The following is a 21,055-nucleotide window of genomic DNA, read 5'->3' on the forward strand; positions in this document are numbered from 1 at the left end:
ACAAATGAACAATCAAGACTTGATTATTAACTTCATTAATGATTTTTGGAACAAGCAATCTTTTGCTAATGCAACGATATATTTATGTGATGATTACAGAGATTTTTCGCTCCCCAAATCATTAGGAAACGATGTTAAAGCCACCATCAAATGGATTGAGATGACATCTGAAGCATTCTCGCATTTTACGCATATAGAAGATGTGCTGGCAGATAAAAATAGGGCAATGGTAAAGGTGAAATTGCAGTTAAGGCATATTGGTTTGTGGCGCGGAATTGAAAGTACCGGCACCTCTTTAACCGTAAACGGCTTTCGTTATTTTAAGATTAATGACGGTAAAATTGCTGAACATTGGGGTTTGATTGACGGAAACGCCATTGAAGCGCAATTGACAGCAATACAAAATGGTTGTGCGGTGTAAACCAAAAGCTTCGCGGTGTGTGAGCTATTAGTTTTTTTCGCATTGAAAACTATTTAGCGCTTGCCCGGTTCGGATATTCTCCTTGCCGGGTTTTGTTTTTTCCCATCGCGCTAAACAAACAAAAGCACTTTTAATCTGTTAAAAGTTCACCGGCTTTTTTATATTTAATTTTCGGGAGCTTCTTATGCATAAAAAGTGTTTAGTATTTTGTTTTTTGACGGTTTGGATGTTGCAAACGCAATATTTAAAAGCACAGGCCTTTCAAGACTCTCTTAAAAATGATACCGCACGCGTTACGGAAAGCATTCTTATCCGTCAACAGCAACAAGGCCGCTTAGATTCTCTGCTTAAATTACAAATCCAAGAAGAACTGCGGAACGTAAAAGGCGACCAAATTAAAACGCTTGAACTACAAAAAAAGCTTGTGGCAATTCATAAATCCGACTCGGTAAGGCGGGTACAACAAAGCCAAAAAATTGCGCAGTTAAAAAAAAGTACAAAAGGCTACCCGGTGGTGCTTTTGCACGATACGCTTTTCCACGTTTATATGCGTGTAGGGTCTTTTAAAGCGCAAGACCGCGCAGAGTCTATCTCTAAAAAAATCGAAAACTTGTACCGCGACCCGTTTTTTAGGTCAGATTCGCTTAAAATTCAACAAAACGAAGACAGCTACGATATTATTTACAACCGCGAAGTTGTGGTCATGTCTGTAAGTGATTTAGATGCTTTATGGTTTGATGAAACGCCAGCCCGCTTGGCTAAACGCTACCTAAAGACCATCCAGAATGAAATATCATTACAGAAAAAGCAGAACAGTTTAATAAACTGGGCAAAAAATATTGCTTTGGCTTTAGGGGTAATTATTGGTTTGGGGGTTTTGATCAAATTGCTCAACAAAGTTTTTAAGCATGGCGAACGTTTTTTGGACTTAAAAAATCAACAGTTTTTTGATTTTCTGTGGCGCAAAAAAGTTCGAATTTTTAATGCAGCTCAACTGCGTTCTTTTTTGCTCAAAGTCTATAATGTTTTAAGGCTGTTGCTAATTTTATTGGTCATTTATCTTTCTTTGCCTCTTTTGTTCAGCATTTTTCCGCAAACCAAAAGTCTTACGGGGCAGCTTATTCAGTGGATTTTAACGCCGCTCCTATCTTCTTTAGATGCCATTGTTGATTTTTTACCCAACCTTGTCACCATATTAGTTATCTACTTTATTTTTAGATACACCATTAAAGCCTTGCATTATTTTGTGCGCGAGATAAGCAAGGGCAATATTCAAATATCCGGCTTCCATGAAGATTGGGCGTATCCGACGTTTAACATCTTGCGTTTTATTTTATACGCCTTTATGTTGGTTATCATATGGCCTTATTTGCCCGGGTCAGATTCGCCCGCTTTCCAAGGTGTGTCGGTTTTTTTGGGTATACTCATTTCCTTGGGCTCGTCCAGCGCCATTGCCAACATGGTTTCGGGTTTGGTAATTACCTATATGCGTCCATTTAAAATTGGCGACCGTGTAAAAATAGGGGAGCATGTTGGCGATGTAATGGCGAAAACCATGCTGGTTACCCGCTTAAAAACAATCAAGAACGAGGATATTACGGTGCCTAACTCGGCAGTGCTTTCTGGCAGTACCATCAACTACACTGCAAACTGTCAACGCGCAAGTTCGCCGGGTTTAATTGTGCACGTAACCATTACCATTGGTTACGATGTGCCCTGGCGTACTTTATACGAAGTGCTGATAAAGGCGGCGTTAAACACCGATTTGATAGAGCAGGAGCCAAAGCCTTTTGTACTGCAAACCGGATTAGAGGATTTTTACGTGGCCTACCAAATTAACGCTTACACCAAACATGCCAGCAAGCAGGCCGTTATTTACTCAAATCTGTATCAAAACATTCAAGATGCCTGTAATGAAGCCGGTATCGAGATTATGTCGCCACATTACCGTGCCGCACGTGATGGCAACGTAACCACCATTCCGGCCGATTATTTGCCTAAAGATTATGTGGTGCCCAGTTTCAACGTCAAAACACAAGCAGAACAACATCCCAAAAAATAATTATGGATATGGAAAATCAGGAAAAGAAGAAAATGGATTACCGTTGGGTCATCATCATGATACTAATTGTTGTTGGCGCTGGTTTATACTTTTATCAGAGCTATCAACTAAAACATCTACGTAAAGACTTGTCTGCACAGGCAGATTCGGCCTTGAGCAAACAAAACAAGCAACTGTTAAAATTGAGTGCTAAACCTCTGGTTTGGGCTATCCGTAGCGAAATGTTGCGCAATAATTTAGATGAGATTAACGTGTTTAACACCGATTTGGTGAAGGAAAGGAACGTTACAGAAATCACTTTGTTAAATGCAGCGGGAAAAATCATCAACTCCACCGACAAAAAGCTGGAAGATACCATGGCTAAGCCAGATTATTTGGCGCTTTTAAAGAGCGACACCGTGAGCGTAAACAGCATCAACGACTCGCTGAATTTATTGGTTGCACCGGTAATGGGCTACCAAAGCAAGCTTGGTGCAGTTATTTTAAAATATAAAGTGGAGAAATTCCGAGCGGAATAAAGGTTAAACCACTTCCGCAACTACAAAAGTGCTTCCGCCAACAAAAATTAAATCCTTAAGTTCAGCCTCAGTTTTGGCGCGATATAAAGCATTTTGTACGGAAGCGAAGACCTCACCAACTAGACCAAATTCAGAAGCTTCTCTTTGTAATTCATCAGCAGGTTTTGCCCGCTCTAAATTGGGCGTGCAAAAGTAGTAAACCGCATTTTTAGGCAAAAGGCTCAAGATTTTGCTAATGTCTTTGTCTTTCACCATCCCAATAACCATCCTTAAAGTTTGGTACGGCGTAAGTTTAATGTTTTGCAAAACTTCTTTAATGCCGTCTTCATTATGTCCGGTATCGCAAATGACCAAGGGTTGTTGTTGAAGCGTTTGCCACCGCCCCATTAAACCGGTGAGTGTTTTTACTTCGCTTAATGCAGCTAGCAGGTGGTCATCGCTAATGTTGAAACCCAGTTGGCGCAGTTGATTGACTGCGGTCAAAACGGTTTTCACATTTTTAATTTGGTACGTGCCGGTAAGATCTAAATAGAGTGATAATTGTTGTGTTCCGCCCTGTAGTTCTAAGTGCCTTTTAGCATCGGTAACATGGTTGTGTAGCACGGCCCACATTTCGCTGGCAAAGCTTAAATCGCAAGCTTTCTCTGCCGCGATATTTTCAAAAACGTTAGCTATCTCTGCTTGGTATTCGCCAACTACAACCGGTACTTTATTTTTGATAATCCCCGCTTTTTCGCCTGCAATTTCTTCCAAAGTGTTGCCCAACATGCTCATATGGTCAAACCCGATATTGGTAATAATGGAAAGCTCTGGATGGATAACGTTGGTAGAATCTAAACGGCCGCCTAAACCCACTTCAATCACTGCAACATCTACCTGTTCTGTCGCAAAATGCTGGAAAGCCATAGCCACGGTGGTTTCAAAAAAAGAAGGTTCTAGGTTTTCTATCAGTTCTCGATTACGCTCTACAAATTCAACTACTTGTTGCTCGCCAATCATTTCGCCGTTTATTTTAATGCGCTCGCGAAAGTCTTTTAAATGGGGCGAGGTGTATAAGCCGGTTTTATATCCTGCTTTCTGTAAAACCGCCGCCAACATATGCGAGGTCGAGCCTTTCCCGTTTGTGCCGGCTATGTGTATGCTTTTAAATTTTTTTTCGGGATGCCCCAAATGCTGGCAAAACTTAATGGTGTTGTGCAAGTCCTTTTTAAACGCCGATGCGCCAACGCGCGTAAACATGGGCAGTTTGGTATAAAGGTAGTCTAGGGTTTGGGGATAGGTCATTGTTTAATTTTGGATGATAGATTGATACAATGATAGATTGATACAATGATAGAATGAATGAATGATGGGATGAGTGAATATTAGAATGAGTGAATTGTTAAATGCCTAACTTTTCGCATAATTTTGAGTTGTAAAACCTCTTATATGTAAATTTTTATGGAATAAGTGTGAGATACTTTGAGTTTATAACATCAATAATGGCCTTTTAGAGAAAACACGATAAGCCGGTCTGTTTCAATCTTGTAAACGTAGCGGTGTTCAAGCGATATCCGCCTAGACTATTTGCCACTCAATTGGTGTTTTAAAGCTTCAGGTTTGCCAATCCCTCTATAAGGAGTGTTTACTATCGCTTCTGTAAGTTGATAAATTTTCTGTAAAATATTGGTGTTTTTAGATTTTACCCAAAAGTCTAAGTCTTCTTTTGCTTTGGGTAGAAAAACTATTTCCATAAGGCTTTTAGCTCATCTAAAGTCATTTTTTCACCTTTTCCCTTTAAAAGATCTTGTTCTCCTTCTAAAATCTTGTTTACGAATTCCTGATTGTAAGGGGTTTCCTTTGAAACCTCGAACTTAATTTTCAACGCTTTCATAAAAGCCTTTAAAGCGTCAATTTTAGAGCTGTCAGATGTATAAGCTTTAATGTTTATCGTTTCCATATCCGGGATTTAACAGATAAAAATAATTAAAAAAATTAGAGCAGGTAAAAATTAAAAAGAAAGGATTTTTAAATGCTTGCGATTACTTCACCTTAAAGTTAAACACAATTGTGCCCACTTGCATATCCGGTGCGTTTTCCAAAGTGTTAAAGCGCGAACCTAAAGCCGCATCTTCGCATTTATCCCACAACACGGGGTCGGTTAGGGTAGTGCCTCTGCCACCGGCTTTGGCGCTTGTTACCACGCCATTTTTGTCCACTCGGATTTCCACCACCACTTTTCCGGATTTTTGTCCATCATCTTTTATCACCGGCAAGTTCACAAAGCGCCTGCTTTTTAAAGATAAGGCCACACCGCCGTTTCCAGAGCCTGTGCCATCGTAGTTATCCGCCAGGGGGTCGCCCTCGGGTTTTCCTTGGTTGCCCGGCGCGCCGCCCGTACCATCGCCTGTGCCTGTACCCTTGTTTTTATTGCCTTTATATAAAGCGTTTTGGTTAATAACCGGTTTGGCGGGTTTATCTTCTGTTTTTTGCGTAGGGGCGTTTTTGGTAGCGTTATTTTTGGTGTTTAAACTAACCGCGTCAGAATTGTCATCCGTTACAATATTATTATCGGCATTTACCGATTGCGTGTTTGCCGTAACCTCTTCATTAGGCGTAATTTTATCCGGAGCTTTATTGTTGGCGTTGGGGTCAACAGAAGGCTCTTCAACGCTCATGTAATCGTTGCCCAGCCCTTCATCAGAGGTGCCGTAGTTTACAATAATACCGCCAATACCAACTTCCTCTGGCGGTGCGGCGCGGTTAACAATGTAAAAAATGCTCAACAGCAAAAAAGCCACTAACAAGCCTACCGAAATTGCTATGGCTTTCGGGTAATTATTGTCGTTATCGCTCTTTAATAAGTTGTTAATCATTTTTGCGGTTCGGTGGCCAGCACCAGTTTTATTTTAAGCTTGTTGGCAATATCTGTTAAACTCACCACATTTTGTATAGCGATGGTATTGTCTGCATATAAAATAACGGTTAAATCAGGATTTGCTTGCTGATATGCCGCTATCTTTTGCTCTAAAGCATTAAACGGAACTTGCTCTTTCTCTACATAATATTCCAAATCTTTTGTGATGGAAACATTAATGGTTTTTTGCGGCGATGCCTGTCCCGAGCTTGAACGCGGTAAAAACAGCTTTACCACGTTTGGGTTTACCACAGCAGATGCCAACAGGAAAAACAGCAACAGAAAGAACATGATGTCGTTCAGTGCTGATGTGTGCACCTCTACATGTGGTCTTTGTCTTTTCCTAAAATTCATCGGCCTGGCTCCTCTAATAAATCAATAAACTCAATAGAATCTGTCTCCATCTTCAACACCACTTTATCCACCATCGCGGTAAGCACATTGTACAAAATGTAGGCAATAATACCGATAATCAAACCGGTAGCAGATGAAATCATCTTCACATACAAGCCGCCAGAAATGGTTCCAATTTCAATTACGCCTTTTACAGATACATCATGGAAAATGGTAATTACCCCGATAATGGTACCCACGAAACCCAACATGGGCGCAATACCGGCAATTACTCCTAAAATACCGAGGTTTTTTTCCAATTTAGAAACCTCTAAACGGCCAATGTTTTCAATAGCGCCCTCAATATCTTTAATGGGCCTGCCAATGCGCAACAAACCTTTTTGCAACATTCGGCCTAAAGGCGTATTGCTGCTTTTGCAAATGGCAATTGCCGACTCTAGGTTGCCTGTTTTAATGCTAGAACGCACTTGCATAGTCAGTTGTGATTCATCACGTGCGGCTTTTCTGATGGTCAAATAGCGCTCAAAAAATATCACCAAGCCCAAAAGTGCCAAAATGGTCAGCGGTATCATTACCCAGCCACCTTTGGTTAGCAAATCAAATAAACTCAATTCTTGATCTGGAGAGGCCTGCAATGCAGAAACAGCACTTGTTGCCGTATCGGTTAAGGGTTGTAAGGTGTCCTGTAAAAACATATTTTAATTTAAAATTTTAATCGCTTTTTTAAATGCTTGTGGGTTTAACTCTTCTCTTACTCTTGCTAATTCTTTTTCTGCTTCGGCATCACTGTAAAGTGTGGCGCAGCTGATTTTTATCATCGGGCCATCGGCGTCTTCTACAATATGTGCATCAATACCGTTTGCCTTTAATTGGCTTACTCTTTTAACGGCATCTTCGCGTCTGGTGTATAAACCAATAATAATTTCGTATTTGATATTTCCGCGCTTAGGCAAAACGTTAGTTTTTACCGATACATTTGCGGAGTCTTTCGCTTTTTCTACTTCAAAACCTTCTGCTTTCAGTTTAGATTCGATGTCGTTTTCTTGGTAAATAGAATCTGCTTTTTGCAGATCTGAAGCCACTGCGTTGTTTTTTGGCGGACTAACTGGCGCTATCGGGCTAGGACTTGTTTTCGGGTTGTAGGTTTGGATTTGCTTAATCAGGTTTTTATAAATGTCTGGTTTGGCAAAATACAATCCCGCCACAGCGGCCAAAATAACCACCGCAACAATGCCCATGCTAATGGCTAAAATGCCACGTTTTGGTTTCTCTTCCTCGTAATCTTCGGGCAGTGCGGTGCTTAAAGCCTGTTGCGCCAAGCTATAAGTTTCGGCCTCTTTACCCACCAAGCGTGGCGAAAAAGTATCTAAAGCAGGCAATCCAAAAAACTCTTCGTTAAGCGCATGGTGCCGGTCCGACTGTAAGGTTAGCTGGCCGTTCTCGCTTTTTAAAGTGCCAATGCCGTTTAAAAAAACGGGTTCAACTTTTAAAGCGGCTTTAATTTCGCGGATATATTCATCTAATATCGCATAAGCGGAGGTTAGCGGCGTGTTTTGCTTTTGGCTAATGAGGTGCACCAATTTATCATCGTGCATATATTCATCGCTGTATGCAATTTCACTGGCAGGCGGAAAAAACGTTTTGTTGGCATCATCATAATATCCGGGGCGCCGTTTTTTGAAAAAACGACCCAAGCCAGGCACCGTTACCTGATCTTTTTCCGTAATTAATTCAACCAAATAATTCGCGATTTCCATCAATCTGTAAAAATAGTTTTTTTAGCGGTAACGCCTAAAAAATTCTAAAAGCCGTAGCTTACACCGCCAAAGATGTTTATGCCATAGTTATTGTAATAAGGCAAACGTTCGTAATCATTAGCTAATATGTTGTTTACCCTAAAAAATACGCCTAGCTGTTTGTTGTGCTGGTAGTTGGCGCCAACGCTAATATCGGCGAAAGCCTTAATGGTTTTAGTAGTAAAAGTTGGGTTAGGATAATTAGACGGGATGTCGAATATCTTCGCTTTTGTTTCGCCTTGGAAAAGCAAATCGCCAAAGATTTTTACTTTATCTACAATTTTAAATGAAGCGGTAGATTGTAAGGTGAAACCCGGGCGAAACCAAGCGTAGTTTTCTCGGCTATTATCGTATTGTTTAACGTCAATTTTGCTGTCTAAATTGAAGGCTTCAGAAAAGTTAATATTAAGCTCGCCGGTAAAGCCGATTACGTTGGTGTTGCCCAGCATATAATCAACGTTAAACTTGTTGCGCTGGGTGCTGTCGGTAACAAAGTAGGAGAGATCGCCCAAGGTTTTGTAGCTCACCATTGCTTTGTAGCCCACATTTGGTGCAAAGGTTCCGCGGATACCGCCAGAAATATTGATTTTTTCTACCGTGTTTTTTAGCCCTACGTTTTGGTTCAGATAAGGGTTTTCATCCGTTAAATTTTTCAAGGTATTTTTTTGGATATCGCCACCTAAACTTCCAAAAATGGTAAGGTAGTTTTTGATGAGCATAAAATCTAAACTTACTGCAGGGAAAATATGGATGCGCTGGTTGCTGCCAAACTCGTTTACGTAATTGATACCGCCGGTTAGTTTTAAAACTTCTGTTTGTATTTTAATGTAAGGGTTTAGTTTAAACAAATTGTTGTTGAAGCTGTAGGCGGAGTCTTTGCTGGTGGTTAAATCTACCGATGCATTGGCGCCTAAATGGAATTTGTTTAGATCTTGGCCCAAACCGCCAGAGATGATTACCGAGTTTTCTTTGGCTTTAAAGGCATTATTGAAAATGTAGCCTTTGGCTTTTGCGGCGTAGGTGAAACTGCTTTCATCATCGGCATCTACACGGTTAAAAAGTAAACCTTCGGCATTAAAATAGTTGAAAAGCTGTTTATGCGGGTCGGGGTTGCTGAAAGATGCTAAGGGATCTGTGCCGTAAAAATAGGTTCCCAAACGGTCGTAGCCCAATTTGCCTTCCATCACTAAATTGTCGCCAATGCTTCGGCCGTAGCCGCTTAAGCTTTGTTTGCTTATTTTCTGCTGGTTCTCTTTACCATTCATAGATAAATGGTTGAAGTTGAAACCGGCCTGCAAAGCGGGGTCCTGCCCGGTAGCGATATTCAACTGCGCTAAACCGGTGCCTAAATTACCAAAGCCCAATTTAGCGTAATTGTTTTGACGCTGGGCTGCAATTTCTTTGGCCAGTTTTTGCGCTTCCAACTCGCGCAAGCCACTGTTTAAATCCAGTTTTTTATCAATCAGGTTGTACTTTACCTGCGGATTAAAAGGTTTTGTCTCATTCAAATTCGGGCTTCTTCTAATCTTCACGGCATCGGCCAAAATAGGTTTGTACGAGCGTACAATCTCCACCTCCTCGGTTACTGCGTTGCGTTTGCTGGTATCTTGCTTAACCGCGGTGCTTGACGTAGTTTGAGGCTTGTTGGCATCTTGCGCAGGTGCTGGTTTAGCCGTGTTTTGTGCATTAGCGCCAATCGCAAATAAGCTCGAAAAAATAAAAGCGCTGATATATGGTGTTTTATTCATTTGTTATTTGCCGTTTATTGCTTTCAATTTAGTTTTTGCTGTTTCTACAATTTCGTCATCGCCTTCGTAGTTTTCGATGATACTTTTTAGCGTGGCAATGGCCTGCACTTTATCTTTTAAAGCCACATAATTATCGGCTAATAAAATGAAAGATTTTGCGCCCCAGTAATCATAATTAGGCATGTCGTTTATCAGCTGGAAGCAGGTTTTTTGCGATGCCTTATAGTCTTTTTGCTGATATTGAATTTCGGCTACGTTGTACAAAGCTTCTGCGCCAGCAACAGATTTGGTAGCTTTTACCACGCCTTCAAATTCTTTTTTGGCTTTTACGGTGTCTGCCAAAAGCAAATAGGCTTTACCGGCGTATAAACCGGCTTTGTTGCGGTCTTCTTCAGATGATTTTTCGTAATCGCGTACCAAATTTACGTACAGTAAAGTTTGATCTGGCACTTTAATGCCGGCATAAGCAACCATTAGGTTGTTGATGGCAAAGCTGTAGTTGGCTTTATATTCTGATGCAATCTCCAGTTTTTTAAGGTGAACGATAGCTTCGTTATACTGTTTGGTGCTTAGGTAAATTTTAGAAATGCTTATCAAAGCACGTTCGGTGTATTCGCTGGTCCAATCGTTCAAAATGTATTCGTAATCAATGATGGCCGGTGCGTATTTGCCTAAGTTTTTATAGCTTTCTGCGCGGATAAACTTTGCCTGTTTATCTTGGATGGCTTTCGGGAATTTATCAAAGTAAGCATTTACAGATTCGATGGCGTTTTCCCAGTTTCCTCTTAAATATTGGCTGTAGGCCGCCTGGAACATAATATTATCTTGTTCGGAAGTGGTGTAATTACCGATAGAAGTGGTGTTGGCGTAATTGATAAACTCTGTGGCATTGCCCATATCCAAATAAATTTTTTGGATCAGCTTTAAAGATTGTTGTGCCTCATCGGTAGATTTATATTCGGCAATAACACGTTTAAAAGTTTCTAAGGCCGCTTGGTCGTTTTTCTGGTCATAATTTACCAAACCAATGGTCACCAAGGCACGCGGAACATACGAGCTACGCGGATATTTTTGGATAAATGCCGTTAAATCTGTCTTTGCTTTGTCGCCCTCGCCAATTAAGAAATGGGTGTACGGAATTTCAAAGCCGGCGTCATCGGCATAATTAGAATTCGGGAATTTTGCGAGCAAAGATTCTAAGGTTGCAATTTTTACCTGTGGCTGGTTTTGTAAACCCTCAATAATACCGCGCTGAAACAAAGCGTAGTCCTGACTTGATCCGCCTTGCGCGATTATTTTATTGTAATAGCCTAAAGCTAGGTCGTAGTTTTTGGCGCCAAAGTAAGCATCTGCCAAACGCAAAGTGGCATCTTTAATAGTTTTAGGATCTTTTTCGTTTCCGTTTAAAAAACGTGCGTAGTAGGTGGCGGCCTTCGGATAATTTTCTCCCTCTAAAGCTGCATAACCTAAGGCGTAGTTTGCGTAGTTGTACAAATCTGTTTTGCGCGATGCAGGCATACCCAAAAAGTTTTCGAAGTAATTTACAGATTCACTGTATTTACGCACTTCATACATCGCCTCGGCGCACCAGTAAGTGGCTAAAGCAAAAATTTCTTTATCCACCGGGAAATTGTTCGACCGTAAAAACAAGCCGATCGAGTTTTCAAAGGCGCGCTCGTTGTAAAACTCTAAAGCTCGGTAATAAGTTACTTTTTGGTAAGCCTCTTTGGCGTCTTCGGTTTTATCATCAATGCCCTCCAAAATATCTATGGCTTCTTTATAGTTTTTGGTGCTTAATAAAACCTTTGCCAGCAGGGTTTTAGCTTCGTTTAAATGTTTAGAGCGCGGGTATTTTTTTAAATATTCTTGTGCTGCGTCAAGCGCGATGTTGTGGAACTGTAGCTCGTAAGACAGTTTAGCGAAATTAAAAAGTGCTTCCTCCTCAATTTGCTTATCAAAATCCATTTTAGAGCTAAATTGGAAAGCATTGCGCGCGCCCTGTTTGTTTTTTGTGGTTAAGTAAGCATCGCCCAAAGTGTATAAACCGGCTTGGCTGTATGCTGTTTGATCATTAATCAGTTTGCCCAGTTGCTCAATAGCCTGATTGTACTTTTTTAGCTTATAGTAGGTGTAACCAATTTGGTAACTATCGTGGTTGTTTTGGGTTTTGCCCATGTCTTGCTTCATAAAACGCTCGTAGTACGCTAAAGCATTGGTATAGTCGTTTTTTGCAAAGTAAGAAGCGGCAATGATGCGTAACAGTTCGGTTTCGCGCAGTTGCTTAGTGTTTTCTACAATAGGCACCGCATAGGCTAAAACATCATCGTATCGTTTATCTAAATAATAAATAGCAGATATATAATAAGGGTAGCTCGCTTCGTAGGTTTTAGAATTTTTTAATTTTTCGAAGTTTTTTAAGGCCACGGCATACTCTTTATCTAGGTAAGAGATGTAAGCAAAATAATAAGTGGCTTGTTCGCGATATTTAGAGTCGCCGTCTTTAACTAAACTAAAAAGTGGCTTGGCGCTGGCGTAATCGTTGGTTTCAAAATAGGCATAGGCGGTTTTAAACTTGTATTCCGCATCTTCTTTACCGGCTAAATCTACCGAGCTTACTTTGGTAAACCAGTCTAAAGCTTCTTGATAATCGCCCTGATTAAAATAATATTTACCAACTTGGAAATAAGCCTGTTTTGCGCGCGGACTTTCGGGATGTTTTTTGATAAACAATTTAAACAATTGTTCGGCATCATCATTATCCAGCGCCAAAGCACAGTATGCGCGGTAATACTCGGCGTTGATTTTAATGTTGCTTACGTCTGTGTTTTTCTCAGATTGTGGCGTTTCTACCGTAGCGTTTTGTTCTACCTCGTAAAAAAGTGCCGATGCCGCGGCGTATTTTTCCTGCTCTAACAGCTCTAAAGCATTTTTATATTTCTCGTTTATTTTAAAAAACGCCGGCAGCTGTGCTTGCGCTAAGGCGGTAGTTAAAAAAAGTGGAACAAGAAAGAACGTTATTTTGCGCATAATCTCTTTAAAGTAAATCTGATAAATATAGGCTTGCAATCGGCTTTATCACCTATGAATTAACTAACAGCTGTTAGTAAAGCAAATACAACGCATTTTTTGCGCCAATCATATCTAGGTTTCTGAAAAAGCCTTTAGCCGGAGGCTATTTTTGGCTGGCCAACAGGTAAAGTACGGCCATTCTTACGGCTACGCCGTTTTCTACTTGGTTTAAAATGATAGATTGTTTGCTATCCGCCACATCACTGCTAATTTCCACGCCACGGTTAATAGGGCCCGGGTGCATCACCACAATTTCTTTGTCTAAAGAATCCAGCAGTTTCTTATCTAAACCGTACATCATCGCATATTCGCGCAAAGATGGGAAGTACTTAATGTCTTGCCTTTCCAGCTGTATGCGCAACATATTGGCTACGTCGCACCAGTTTAAGGCTTTGCGTAAATCATGCTCAACCTTAACGCCCAGCGTGTGTATATATTTCGGAATTAGGGTTGTTGGCCCGCAAACCATGACTTCGGCACCCAATTTTTGCAAACATAAAATATTAGAGAGTGCCACGCGCGAGTGCAGAATGTCTCCCACAATCACAATTTTTTTGCCTTCAATAGCGCCCAGCTTTTCGCGGATAGAAAAGGCATCTAACAAAGCCTGTGTAGGATGCTCGTGCGCGCCATCGCCAGCATTAACAATTTGCGCGTCAATGTGTTTACTTAAAAACACGCCGGCGCCGGGGTAGGGATGGCGCATCACCACCATATCTACCTTCATGGCTAAAATATTGTTTACGGTATCAATTAGCGTTTCGCCCTTGCTTACCGATGAACTTGATGCCGCAAAGTTGACCACATCTGCCGAAAGGCGTTTTTGCGCCAGCTCAAAAGACAGCTTGGTGCGCGTAGAGTTTTCGAAGAAAATATTGGCGATGGTGATATCCCGCAAGGAAGGCACTTTTTTTATCGGCCGGTTTATAACGTCTTTAAACGTATCTGCCGTTTCTAAAATGAGCTGAATGTCTTGGGCATTTAAATCTTTGATGCCCAAAAGGTGTTTGCTGCTCAATCTTTGTGTTATTTCAGACATATTTTAAACGTTTTCAGATACAAGTACAACTTTGTCTTCTTTATCGGTTTCTTCCCAGCTTACCACTACTTTTTGCGATGAAATAGAATCTACCTTCATGCCGATGTAATCTGCTTCGATAGGGAGTTGACGGCTATACCGGCGGTCCACCAGCACCAAAAGCTCTACTTTTTCTGGGCGGCCGTAAGCCAAAATAGCGTCCATAGCTGCGCGGATGGTGCGCCCCGTCCACAGCACATCATCTATTAAAATCACTTTTTTATTTTCGATGATGAAATCAATCTGGGTGGTATTGGGCACCAGCGGGCTGTCGCCACGGCGGAAATCATCGCGGTAAAAAGTAATGTCTAAAATGCCATTTTGAATTTGTGTGCTTGGTATAATTTCCTTCAGTTCTTTGGAAATACGTTGCGCCAAATAAATGCCTCGCGGCTGTATACCTAAGATTACCGAATTTGAGAAATCGTTATGGTTTTCAATTAATTGATGACAAAGCCTTTGTATAGTAACCTGGAATTTCTGACCGTCAAGAAGTGTTAAGTTTCGCATCAGCATGGTGGTTTGGGCAAAAATAGGAAAATTTTTAGGATAGAAGCGTTGCTTTTACTGCAACGGGCTTTTTGGGCGCAATTTTTAAAGTTCCGTTTTTTGGATGATGGATTGGATGACCTCATCAAACTCTAAAGACGCATCAGACAGATACTGGAACAGTTCAGTTTTATCATCCTTGCCGTTGTCGTGGTTCACCAACAAATCCACTAGGCCCATTATTTTTGCCAGGGGCGCACGCACCACGTGCGATTGGATATATGAAATTTCATTTAAGCGCTCGCTCTGTTTTTCTATCAGTTCAATGTAGCGATGCTGCCGAGCAATTAAAAGTTTTAAGGTGTTTTGGCTTTCTTTTAGGCTTTGTTCAATCAGCTTGCTTTCGGTAATATCAATACATGCTCCAATCATTTTTACCGGCTCGCCAATGTCGTTTGTTTTTACAAATCCCCAAGATTTTAAATGTCTGATTTCTCCACTGGGGCGGATGATGCGCTCCTCAAAATGCACGTCTTTTTGCTGCGCGAGGGCATCGGAAATAATGGATTGTATCCGACTTTTATCGTCGGGATGCAAACGCTCTAAATATCCCGAAAAAGTAGCTTTGAAATTTTGTTTGTTTAATCCGTAAATGCTGTACAGCACATCGGACCAACGAACGCTGTCTTTTTTAATGTCCCAAAACCAATTACCGAAATTTGCTAATTTTTGCGCATGTTCTACCAAAAAAAGCTCTTCTTGTAGGTTTTCGATGTTTTTATCTTCTTGTTTTGACATATCCTTGGATAACAAAATGCAAGATTAAAGTTAAGCTATATGCCGCAGAAATGGTTTGGCAACGTTAATTTTTTTTTGTAGCGGTTTAAGTGGTGTTTTTGCGCTGTAAGGGTTGCTTTGCCTTTGCCGCTGCTTAGCTTAACATTTTATAATAAGAACGAGGTTTTAAATCCGGCTAGGGCCGATGAAAGTATTTGGGACGGTGGGTTTCTTACTCGGCTTTTGCTTAAAACGGCGGATCATCATCTTCCACGTCCCAGTTTTTTGGTTTTAGGGTAATGCTTTCAAATTGTGAAGAAGGACTTAGTCCTGCAAACGGATCGGCGCCGCCACCATCTGACGCGCTGATGCCTCCAAAATCTTCCAAATCGGCAAATTTTACATATTTACCAATGAAACGCAGGTTAACCGAGCCGGTTTCGCCGTTACGGTGTTTGGCAATAATCACTTCGCCCACGCCGGCGGTTGGGTTTCCGTTCTCGTCTTGGTCTAGGCCGTAATATTCTGGGCGGTATAAAAACAATACCATATCCGCATCCTGCTCAATCGCTCCAGATTCCCTCAAATCCGATAGCATCGGCTTTTTGGAGCCTCCGGGGCGGTTTTCTACGGCACGGCTCAATTGCGAAAGCGCAATTACCGGAACGTTAAGTTCTTTAGCCACTTGCTTTAAAGCGCGCGAAATGCTGGAAATTTCTTGCTCGCGGTTACCGCCGCCACCGCCACCTTTTCCGTCAGATTTCCCTTGCATCAGCTGCAGATAATCGATAATAATCATCTGGATATCGTACTGCGCTTTTAAACGGCGGCATTTTGCCCTAAATTCAAAAACATTCAGTGCTGGGGTATCATCTATAATTAGTGGTGCCTCGCTCAGCTTGCCAATTTTACTGGTCATTTGTTGCCATTCCCAGTTTTCTAAACTTCCTTTACGGATTTTCTCTTGCTCAATTTCTGCCTCGCCAGAAATTAAACGGTTGGTGAGCTGTACGGATGACATCTCCAAAGAAAACACCACCACGGCTTTGCCAAATTGCACGGCAGCATTGCGGGCGCAACTTAGTACAAAGGCGGTTTTTCCCATCGCCGGACGTGCGGCAATGATCACCAAATCTGATTTTTGCCAGCCGTTAGTTACTTTATCCAATGCGGTAAAACCAGAAGGAACGCCGGTTAAAGAACCGTCTTTGCCACGTAAAGCTTCCAGCTGCTTTAAAGATTCTTTAACGATGTCGTCCATCTTGCGCGAATCGCGGCGGAGGTTGTTTTGGGCAATATCAAACAGGTTTTTCTCGGCAAAATCCAACAATTCAAACACGTCGCTGGTATCTTCGTACGATTGGTTGATGATGTCGGTAGAGATACGGATCAGCTCGCGCTGGATAAATTTTTGGGAGATAATCCTGGCGTGGTACTCAATATTAGCCGCAGAAGCCACGCGGTTGGTGAGTTCGGTAATGTAAAAAGCGCCGCCAATCATTTCCAGCTCGCCCTCCTGCCTTAATTGTGCCGAAACGGTTAAAATATCTACCGGTGATGATGCGGTAAAAAGTGTTTGTATAGCCTTAAATATTTTTTGGTGGGCGTCTTTATAAAAGATTTCTGGTTTCAGGATGTCGATAACGGCCGAAAGCGCATCTTTTTCCAGCATCAGGGCGCCTAAAACAGCTTCTTCTAAATCTAAAGCTTGGGGCGGCAATTTCCCTAAGCCCGAAACCATATTGCTTAATCTGCTTCTTTTGTCTTTAATAAAAGTGCTTTTGCTGTTGTCGACTTCAGAACTCATAGCTACAAAAATATACAAAAATTGCCGAGTGGGACGCTTAGTTTTAAACAGCGCAGCGAACAAAAAAATTACAAAAGCCTTGGTGCAAAGTTACACGCCTAGTTATCAACAGCTCATGTGAAAAAGTTGTTGGCATCATCAAAAAATAACGCTTTATATTTTTTTTAGGGCTTGTTGATAAAATGAGGCATTGTTAACAATTGAGGATGCCTTGTGTAATCGTCAATTATTTTTAACGGTAGCCAAACTATTATTTAACTTGCAGGCTTTATGACAGAGAGAAGATTTAAAGCCGAACCGCGCGAGGTAAACCAGATGATTTTTGGCATCCGTGCTGTGATAGAGGCTATTAGTTCGGGAAAAGAAATAGAGTCGCTTTTTATACAGCGCGGTTTAACCGGAGGCCTAATAAGCGAGTTAAAAACTTTATTGCGCCAATACGATGTGCCATCGCAACAGGTGCCGGTAGAAAAGCTGAACCGCATCACCTCTAAAAATCACCAAGGCGTAATTGCGTTTATATCGCCCATTACTTATCAAAAAATTGAAGATTTGATTCCAGCGGTTTATGAGCGTGGCGAAACACCATTGATTTTATTGCTGGATGGCGTCACCGATGTACGCAATTTTGGCGCTATTGTGCGTACTGCCGAATGTAGCGGTGTGCATGCTATTGTAGTGCCCAAAAAAGGAGCTGCACAAATTAATCCGGATGCGGTTAAAACCTCTGCCGGCGCGTTATATAAAGTGCCTATTTGTCGCCACGATAGCTTATTGCAGGTTTTGCGTTTTTTAAAAGATTCGGGTTTGCAAATTGTGGGCTGCACCGAAAAAACCGACGATTTAATTTACAAGCCCGATTTTACCGCGCCCAGTGCAATCATTATGGGCGCCGAAGATGTAGGAATTAGCTTTGAACTGATGCGTAATGCTGATTATTTGACCAAAATTCCGATGGCGGGCGAAATTGCTTCTCTAAACGTTTCCGTTTCTGCGGGGATTGTACTTTATGAAGCTGTGAGGCAGAGGTTGGCTAATTAGTAAGGAGTTCATTAGGAGGGAGTTCATTGGTTCATTAGTAAGGGAGTTCATTAGGAGTAAGGAGTTCATTATTAGAAGGATTCAATCATTCACAATTAAATCCGAGCTATCATTCAAAATTCAATCATTCACAATTAAACCATGCAAGCAGATCCAGATTTTTATAGGGTAACCGATAAAGACATTCTTTACGAGGATAACCATCTTATTGCAGTTTATAAAAAAGCAGGATGGATTGTGCAGGTGGACGACACCAACGACCCATCTTTGGATGAAATGGTAAAAACCTACATCGCCGAAAAATACCATAAACCCAACGGTGCTTTCTTAGGTGTGGTGCACCGCCTGGATCGCCCCGTGAGCGGGGTTATTTTGTTTGCAAAAACATCTAAAGCGCTGGATCGTATCAACAAAATGTTTAAAGAACGCCAAATGCACAAAACCTATTGGGCGGTGGTTAGGCAGAAACCTAGCAAGATGGAAGGAAAGCTGTTGCATTGGTTGGTTAAAAACCCGAAGAAAAATATTACCACGGCTTATCATACAGAGGTTAAAGGAGGCCAAAGTGCCGAACTCAACTTTAAGGTATTGGGCAATTTAGAAGGCTACTATTTAATTGAGGTTGACCCGATAACCGGCAGACCACACCAAATTAGAGTACAGCTTTCCACTTTGGGCAGCCCCATAGTTGGCGATAACAAGTACGGATATCCGCGCGGAAGCCGTAAAAAATCTATTTGTTTACACGCCAGAAAGCTGGAGTTTATTCACCCGGTAAAGCAAGAACCGGTGAGCATTTATGCGCCCCTGCCAAAAGATGGTTTTTGGGAAAAGTTTGAGGTTTTTGAGCGGTAAAAGCGCTTAAAAGGATAGCGCTTAGCTAAAATGCAGATGAACTTACGAAGTCTTGGAGGCTTCGTAAGTTTTTAACCTAAGCCGGCAAATAAAAATTCAACAAGGTGCCTTTTCCGGGCTGGCTATCTATTTCCAGCGTGCCGTTTAAAGAAGCAACGCGGTTGTACATGTTTTTAAATCCGATGCCTTGGCTTTTTTTCAGCTGCGAGGGGTCAAAACCAATTCCGTTGTCTTCAATAGAAAGGCTTATCCCATCTTCGTCGCGATTAATTTGGATAGAAAGCTTACTGGCTTTGGCATATTTAATCACATTGTTTGTAGCTTCTTGTATTACCCTATAAATTACCGTTTCTACGTTTTCGTTTAGTTTTTCTTGCAGGCCGTTAATGTCTAAAGTTATTTTTAGCGTTTGCTGATTGATTTTGTTCACAAACTCGCGCACGGCGGCGGCCAAGCCCGATTTTAACAAGGCATTTGGGATCATCTGGTGCGAGATAGCACGCATTTCGTCGTAACTTTCGCTCAATAGCGCAACCGAGCGTTCGGCAAGTGCGCTTTGTTGCGGATCTTTCAAATCGGCTTTGGCAATCAGGCCGTTTAGGTTCATCAGCGCGGCAGAGAGGGTTTGCCCCACGCCATCGTGCAAATCTTCTGCAATGCGTCGCCTTTCGCGTTCTTCGGCATCAAAAACTTCTTTAACACGCAGTTCTTGCTGACGGTTTTTTTCGGCATTTAGCTCCATTTGTGCTTGCGCCCGCCGTTTTTTAATCATCAAATAAGCGGTAAAAATGCTAAAGCCGATGAGTACAATGGCGGCATAAAGCAGAATGTTTTTCTCTTTAATCTCCAACTGCTGGATAGTGGATTGCTGGTCCAGTTCGGTAATGCGCCGGTCTTTTTTCTCTGTTTCAAAAACCACGTTAAATTGGCTCATCTGCTTGTTTTTTTCGATGGTGAAAAGCGAATCTTTTAAATCGCTGTAAAGCTGGAAGTTTTGAAGCGCTAACTTTGTGTTGCCTATGTATTGATAAAGCGTAGCTAACTGTCGCCTGGCTTTCATTATTTCGGGCAGAGATTTGCATTCCTCTGCATTGTTTAATGCTTCTTTGGCATAAAGCAAAGCCTGACTGATATTTTGTGTGCCGTAATTTTCCGACAAGCCATTTTGTACAAAGGAAAGTTCCTTTTTATTATTGAATAGCTGATGCCCTTTTGCCGCCAGTTTTAGATAATGGTTAGATGAAGCTAAATCGTTTTTTTTTGCATAAGCTATGCCCAAATTGGCACGCACTACCGGCAAAAAATTCTCGATTTTTAACGCTTTAAATTTCTTCTCGGCCAATTTTGAATAAAAAATGGAACTGTCGGGCTGGTTAATTTCTAAAAAGAAAGAGCCTAAGTTGGCTTCGCTGGCGCCAACCTCAAAAGTTTTGTTTAGGTTTTTGTAAATCTGGTAAGCTTCGCGATAGTATTTAAGCACATTATCATATTGTTTTTGTGCTTTTAACACAATACCAAGGTTAAGGTTAATTTGTGCTAAACTCTCTGGGTTGCCAACTTTTTTGTAAATGGCGTAAGCTTCTTTGTATAAATCAACCGCTTTAATGTAGTTACCTTGCTGGTCATAAATTCCACCTAAGTTATTTAGGCTGTTGGCAATGCCCATTTGGTCCTTTAGCTTGCGCTTTAGCGCTAAAGCTTGCTGATTGTAGTTGATTGCTTCTTCAAACTTGCTTTCGGCGCCATAAACAATGGCCAAATTGTGGTAGGCGGTAGATAGCACCGCATCGTTTTTTTGTGCTTTTGCTTTTTTGGCAGCCAGCAAACCATAACTTTTTGCACTATCGGGGTGGCTATATTTGTAATTCCAGCAAAGCTCGGCCAAAATAGTGGCTTCATTTTTTGGCTTTGTGCGCAATAAGTTTTTTAAGCTGTCTGTATCCGCATCAGCGAAAGCGGCAAAATTAAAAAGCAAAGCAAGGGCAGTGGCTAAAAGCCTAGGAGCATTTTTTTTGCCCTGATGGCGAGAAAATGAGAGCGGTAACAATCTTTTAATAAGCGTTTTATTTAGCTTTTAAAGATAAAATGTTAGCGCATAAATCACCACTTTATTTTTACGTTTTTTAAATCTCGTTTTTTGGCAA

19 protein-coding genes are annotated in these 21,055 nt (G+C 41.4%); 5 read left to right on the forward strand and 14 right to left on the reverse strand.

What is annotated here, in order from left to right:
- The first annotated feature begins 4 nt into the window (after positions 1 to 4).
- The 3 genes from BCY91_RS05775 (at position 5) to BCY91_RS05785 (ending at position 3,001) form a co-directional block, all read left to right on the forward strand.
- Positions 5 to 421 (forward strand): ester cyclase, encoded by a 417-nt coding sequence (locus BCY91_RS05775; protein ID WP_120181069.1) that lies wholly within the window; start codon positions 5 to 7, stop codon positions 419 to 421.
- Positions 422 to 647: 226 nt separating this feature from the next.
- Entirely contained in the window at positions 648 to 2,483 is a 1,836-nt protein-coding gene (locus tag BCY91_RS05780; RefSeq protein ID WP_245989014.1) for a mechanosensitive ion channel family protein, read from the forward strand.
- 8 nt (positions 2,484 to 2,491) lie between these two features.
- Entirely contained in the window at positions 2,492 to 3,001 is a 510-nt protein-coding gene (locus tag BCY91_RS05785; RefSeq protein WP_120181071.1) for a hypothetical protein, read from the forward strand.
- A 3-nt stretch (positions 3,002 to 3,004) separates the two neighbouring features.
- Here BCY91_RS05785 and BCY91_RS05790 read toward each other — a convergent pair whose 3' ends face one another.
- The 13 genes from BCY91_RS05790 to dnaB form a co-directional block, all read right to left on the reverse strand.
- Positions 3,005 to 4,285 carry a bifunctional folylpolyglutamate synthase/dihydrofolate synthase gene (locus BCY91_RS05790; RefSeq protein WP_120181072.1) on the reverse strand — a complete coding sequence of 427 codons (1,281 nt, stop codon included), beginning with the start codon at positions 4,283 to 4,285 and terminating at the stop codon, positions 3,005 to 3,007.
- Between the two features lie 278 nt (positions 4,286 to 4,563).
- Positions 4,564 to 4,734 (reverse strand): type II toxin-antitoxin system YoeB family toxin, encoded by a 171-nt coding sequence (locus BCY91_RS05795; protein WP_220699434.1) that lies wholly within the window; start codon positions 4,732 to 4,734, stop codon positions 4,564 to 4,566.
- A complete protein-coding gene (locus BCY91_RS05800; RefSeq protein WP_120181073.1) occupies positions 4,725 to 4,940 on the reverse strand; it encodes a DUF2683 family protein in 216 nt (71 codons plus the stop codon). The genes BCY91_RS05795 and BCY91_RS05800 overlap by 10 nt, the downstream gene beginning before the upstream one ends.
- Before the next feature lie 82 nt (positions 4,941 to 5,022).
- Positions 5,023 to 5,856: an energy transducer TonB gene (locus tag BCY91_RS05805; protein ID WP_245989015.1), complete on the reverse strand. Its 834-nt coding sequence runs from the start codon at positions 5,854 to 5,856 to the stop codon at positions 5,023 to 5,025.
- A complete protein-coding gene (locus BCY91_RS05810; RefSeq protein ID WP_120181074.1) occupies positions 5,853 to 6,251 on the reverse strand; it encodes an ExbD/TolR family protein in 399 nt (132 codons plus the stop codon). Before BCY91_RS05810 ends, BCY91_RS05805 begins: the two co-directional genes overlap by 4 nt.
- A complete protein-coding gene (locus BCY91_RS05815; protein ID WP_120181075.1) occupies positions 6,248 to 6,946 on the reverse strand; it encodes a MotA/TolQ/ExbB proton channel family protein in 699 nt (232 codons plus the stop codon). The genes BCY91_RS05810 and BCY91_RS05815 overlap by 4 nt, the downstream gene beginning before the upstream one ends.
- Positions 6,947 to 6,949: 3 nt before the next feature.
- Complete coding sequence (locus BCY91_RS05820) at positions 6,950 to 8,008, reverse strand: HU domain-containing protein (RefSeq protein WP_120181076.1); 1,059 nt, start codon at positions 8,006 to 8,008, stop codon at positions 6,950 to 6,952.
- Between the two features lie 44 nt (positions 8,009 to 8,052).
- Complete coding sequence (locus tag BCY91_RS05825; RefSeq protein WP_120181077.1) at positions 8,053 to 9,795, reverse strand: TonB-dependent receptor; 1,743 nt, start codon at positions 9,793 to 9,795, stop codon at positions 8,053 to 8,055.
- A gap of 3 nt (positions 9,796 to 9,798) precedes the next feature.
- On the reverse strand, positions 9,799 to 12,822 hold the full coding sequence (locus tag BCY91_RS05830; RefSeq protein WP_120181078.1) for a tetratricopeptide repeat protein: 3,024 nt from the start codon (positions 12,820 to 12,822) through the stop codon (positions 9,799 to 9,801).
- 145 nt (positions 12,823 to 12,967) lie between these two features.
- Complete coding sequence (locus tag BCY91_RS05835; protein ID WP_120181079.1) at positions 12,968 to 13,903, reverse strand: aspartate carbamoyltransferase catalytic subunit; 936 nt, start codon at positions 13,901 to 13,903, stop codon at positions 12,968 to 12,970.
- Between the two features lie 3 nt (positions 13,904 to 13,906).
- Positions 13,907 to 14,452, reverse strand: a complete 546-nt coding sequence (gene pyrR, locus BCY91_RS05840; protein WP_120181095.1) for a bifunctional pyr operon transcriptional regulator/uracil phosphoribosyltransferase PyrR — start codon at positions 14,450 to 14,452, stop codon at positions 13,907 to 13,909.
- An 84-nt stretch (positions 14,453 to 14,536) separates the two neighbouring features.
- A complete protein-coding gene (locus BCY91_RS05845; protein ID WP_120181080.1) occupies positions 14,537 to 15,229 on the reverse strand; it encodes a PAS domain-containing protein in 693 nt (230 codons plus the stop codon).
- A 226-nt stretch (positions 15,230 to 15,455) separates the two neighbouring features.
- Positions 15,456 to 17,015, reverse strand: coding sequence for a replicative DNA helicase (dnaB, locus tag BCY91_RS05850; RefSeq protein WP_120181081.1), 1,560 nt, complete (start codon positions 17,013 to 17,015; stop codon positions 15,456 to 15,458).
- Positions 17,016 to 17,285: 270 nt separating this feature from the next.
- Between dnaB and rlmB the strand changes: the two genes are divergently transcribed.
- Together rlmB and BCY91_RS05860 are read left to right on the forward strand one after the other, a co-directional pair.
- Positions 17,286 to 18,056 (forward strand): 23S rRNA (guanosine(2251)-2'-O)-methyltransferase RlmB, encoded by a 771-nt coding sequence (gene rlmB / locus BCY91_RS05855; RefSeq protein ID WP_120181082.1) that lies wholly within the window; start codon positions 17,286 to 17,288, stop codon positions 18,054 to 18,056.
- A 141-nt stretch (positions 18,057 to 18,197) separates the two neighbouring features.
- Positions 18,198 to 18,911 (forward strand): RluA family pseudouridine synthase, encoded by a 714-nt coding sequence (locus BCY91_RS05860; protein ID WP_120181083.1) that lies wholly within the window; start codon positions 18,198 to 18,200, stop codon positions 18,909 to 18,911.
- Between the two features lie 76 nt (positions 18,912 to 18,987).
- Here BCY91_RS05860 and BCY91_RS05865 read toward each other — a convergent pair whose 3' ends face one another.
- Positions 18,988 to 20,958, reverse strand: a complete 1,971-nt coding sequence (locus tag BCY91_RS05865; RefSeq protein WP_120181084.1) for a tetratricopeptide repeat-containing sensor histidine kinase — start codon at positions 20,956 to 20,958, stop codon at positions 18,988 to 18,990.
- Positions 20,959 to 21,055: the final 97 nt, after the last annotated feature.

The organism is Pelobium manganitolerans (genome assembly GCF_003609575.1).
In the GTDB taxonomy this organism is placed as follows: domain Bacteria; phylum Bacteroidota; class Bacteroidia; order Sphingobacteriales; family Sphingobacteriaceae; genus Pseudopedobacter; species Pseudopedobacter manganitolerans.

Coding starts and splice junctions, on each gene's coding strand:
- BCY91_RS05860 (WP_120181083.1), top strand. CDS start 18,198: ATGCAAGCAGATCCAGATTTTTATAGGGTAACCGATAAAGACATTCTT.
- BCY91_RS05795 (WP_220699434.1), bottom strand. CDS start 4,734: ATGGAAATAGTTTTTCTACCCAAAGCAAAAGAAGACTTAGACTTTTGG.
- BCY91_RS05815 (WP_120181075.1), bottom strand. CDS start 6,946: ATGTTTTTACAGGACACCTTACAACCCTTAACCGATACGGCAACAAGT.
- BCY91_RS05830 (WP_120181078.1), bottom strand. CDS start 12,822: ATGCGCAAAATAACGTTCTTTCTTGTTCCACTTTTTTTAACTACCGCC.
- BCY91_RS05780 (WP_245989014.1), top strand. CDS start 648: ATGTTGCAAACGCAATATTTAAAAGCACAGGCCTTTCAAGACTCTCTT.
- BCY91_RS05810 (WP_120181074.1), bottom strand. CDS start 6,251: ATGAATTTTAGGAAAAGACAAAGACCACATGTAGAGGTGCACACATCA.
- BCY91_RS05805 (WP_245989015.1), bottom strand. CDS start 5,856: ATGATTAACAACTTATTAAAGAGCGATAACGACAATAATTACCCGAAA.
- BCY91_RS05825 (WP_120181077.1), bottom strand. CDS start 9,795: ATGAATAAAACACCATATATCAGCGCTTTTATTTTTTCGAGCTTATTT.
- rlmB (WP_120181082.1), top strand. CDS start 17,286: ATGACAGAGAGAAGATTTAAAGCCGAACCGCGCGAGGTAAACCAGATG.
- pyrR (WP_120181095.1), bottom strand. CDS start 14,452: ATGCGAAACTTAACACTTCTTGACGGTCAGAAATTCCAGGTTACTATA.
- BCY91_RS05785 (WP_120181071.1), top strand. CDS start 2,492: ATGGAAAATCAGGAAAAGAAGAAAATGGATTACCGTTGGGTCATCATC.
- BCY91_RS05845 (WP_120181080.1), bottom strand. CDS start 15,229: ATGTCAAAACAAGAAGATAAAAACATCGAAAACCTACAAGAAGAGCTT.
- BCY91_RS05790 (WP_120181072.1), bottom strand. CDS start 4,285: ATGACCTATCCCCAAACCCTAGACTACCTTTATACCAAACTGCCCATG.
- dnaB (WP_120181081.1), bottom strand. CDS start 17,015: ATGAGTTCTGAAGTCGACAACAGCAAAAGCACTTTTATTAAAGACAAA.
- BCY91_RS05775 (WP_120181069.1), top strand. CDS start 5: ATGAACAATCAAGACTTGATTATTAACTTCATTAATGATTTTTGGAAC.
- BCY91_RS05820 (WP_120181076.1), bottom strand. CDS start 8,008: ATGGAAATCGCGAATTATTTGGTTGAATTAATTACGGAAAAAGATCAG.
- BCY91_RS05835 (WP_120181079.1), bottom strand. CDS start 13,903: ATGTCTGAAATAACACAAAGATTGAGCAGCAAACACCTTTTGGGCATC.
- BCY91_RS05800 (WP_120181073.1), bottom strand. CDS start 4,940: ATGGAAACGATAAACATTAAAGCTTATACATCTGACAGCTCTAAAATT.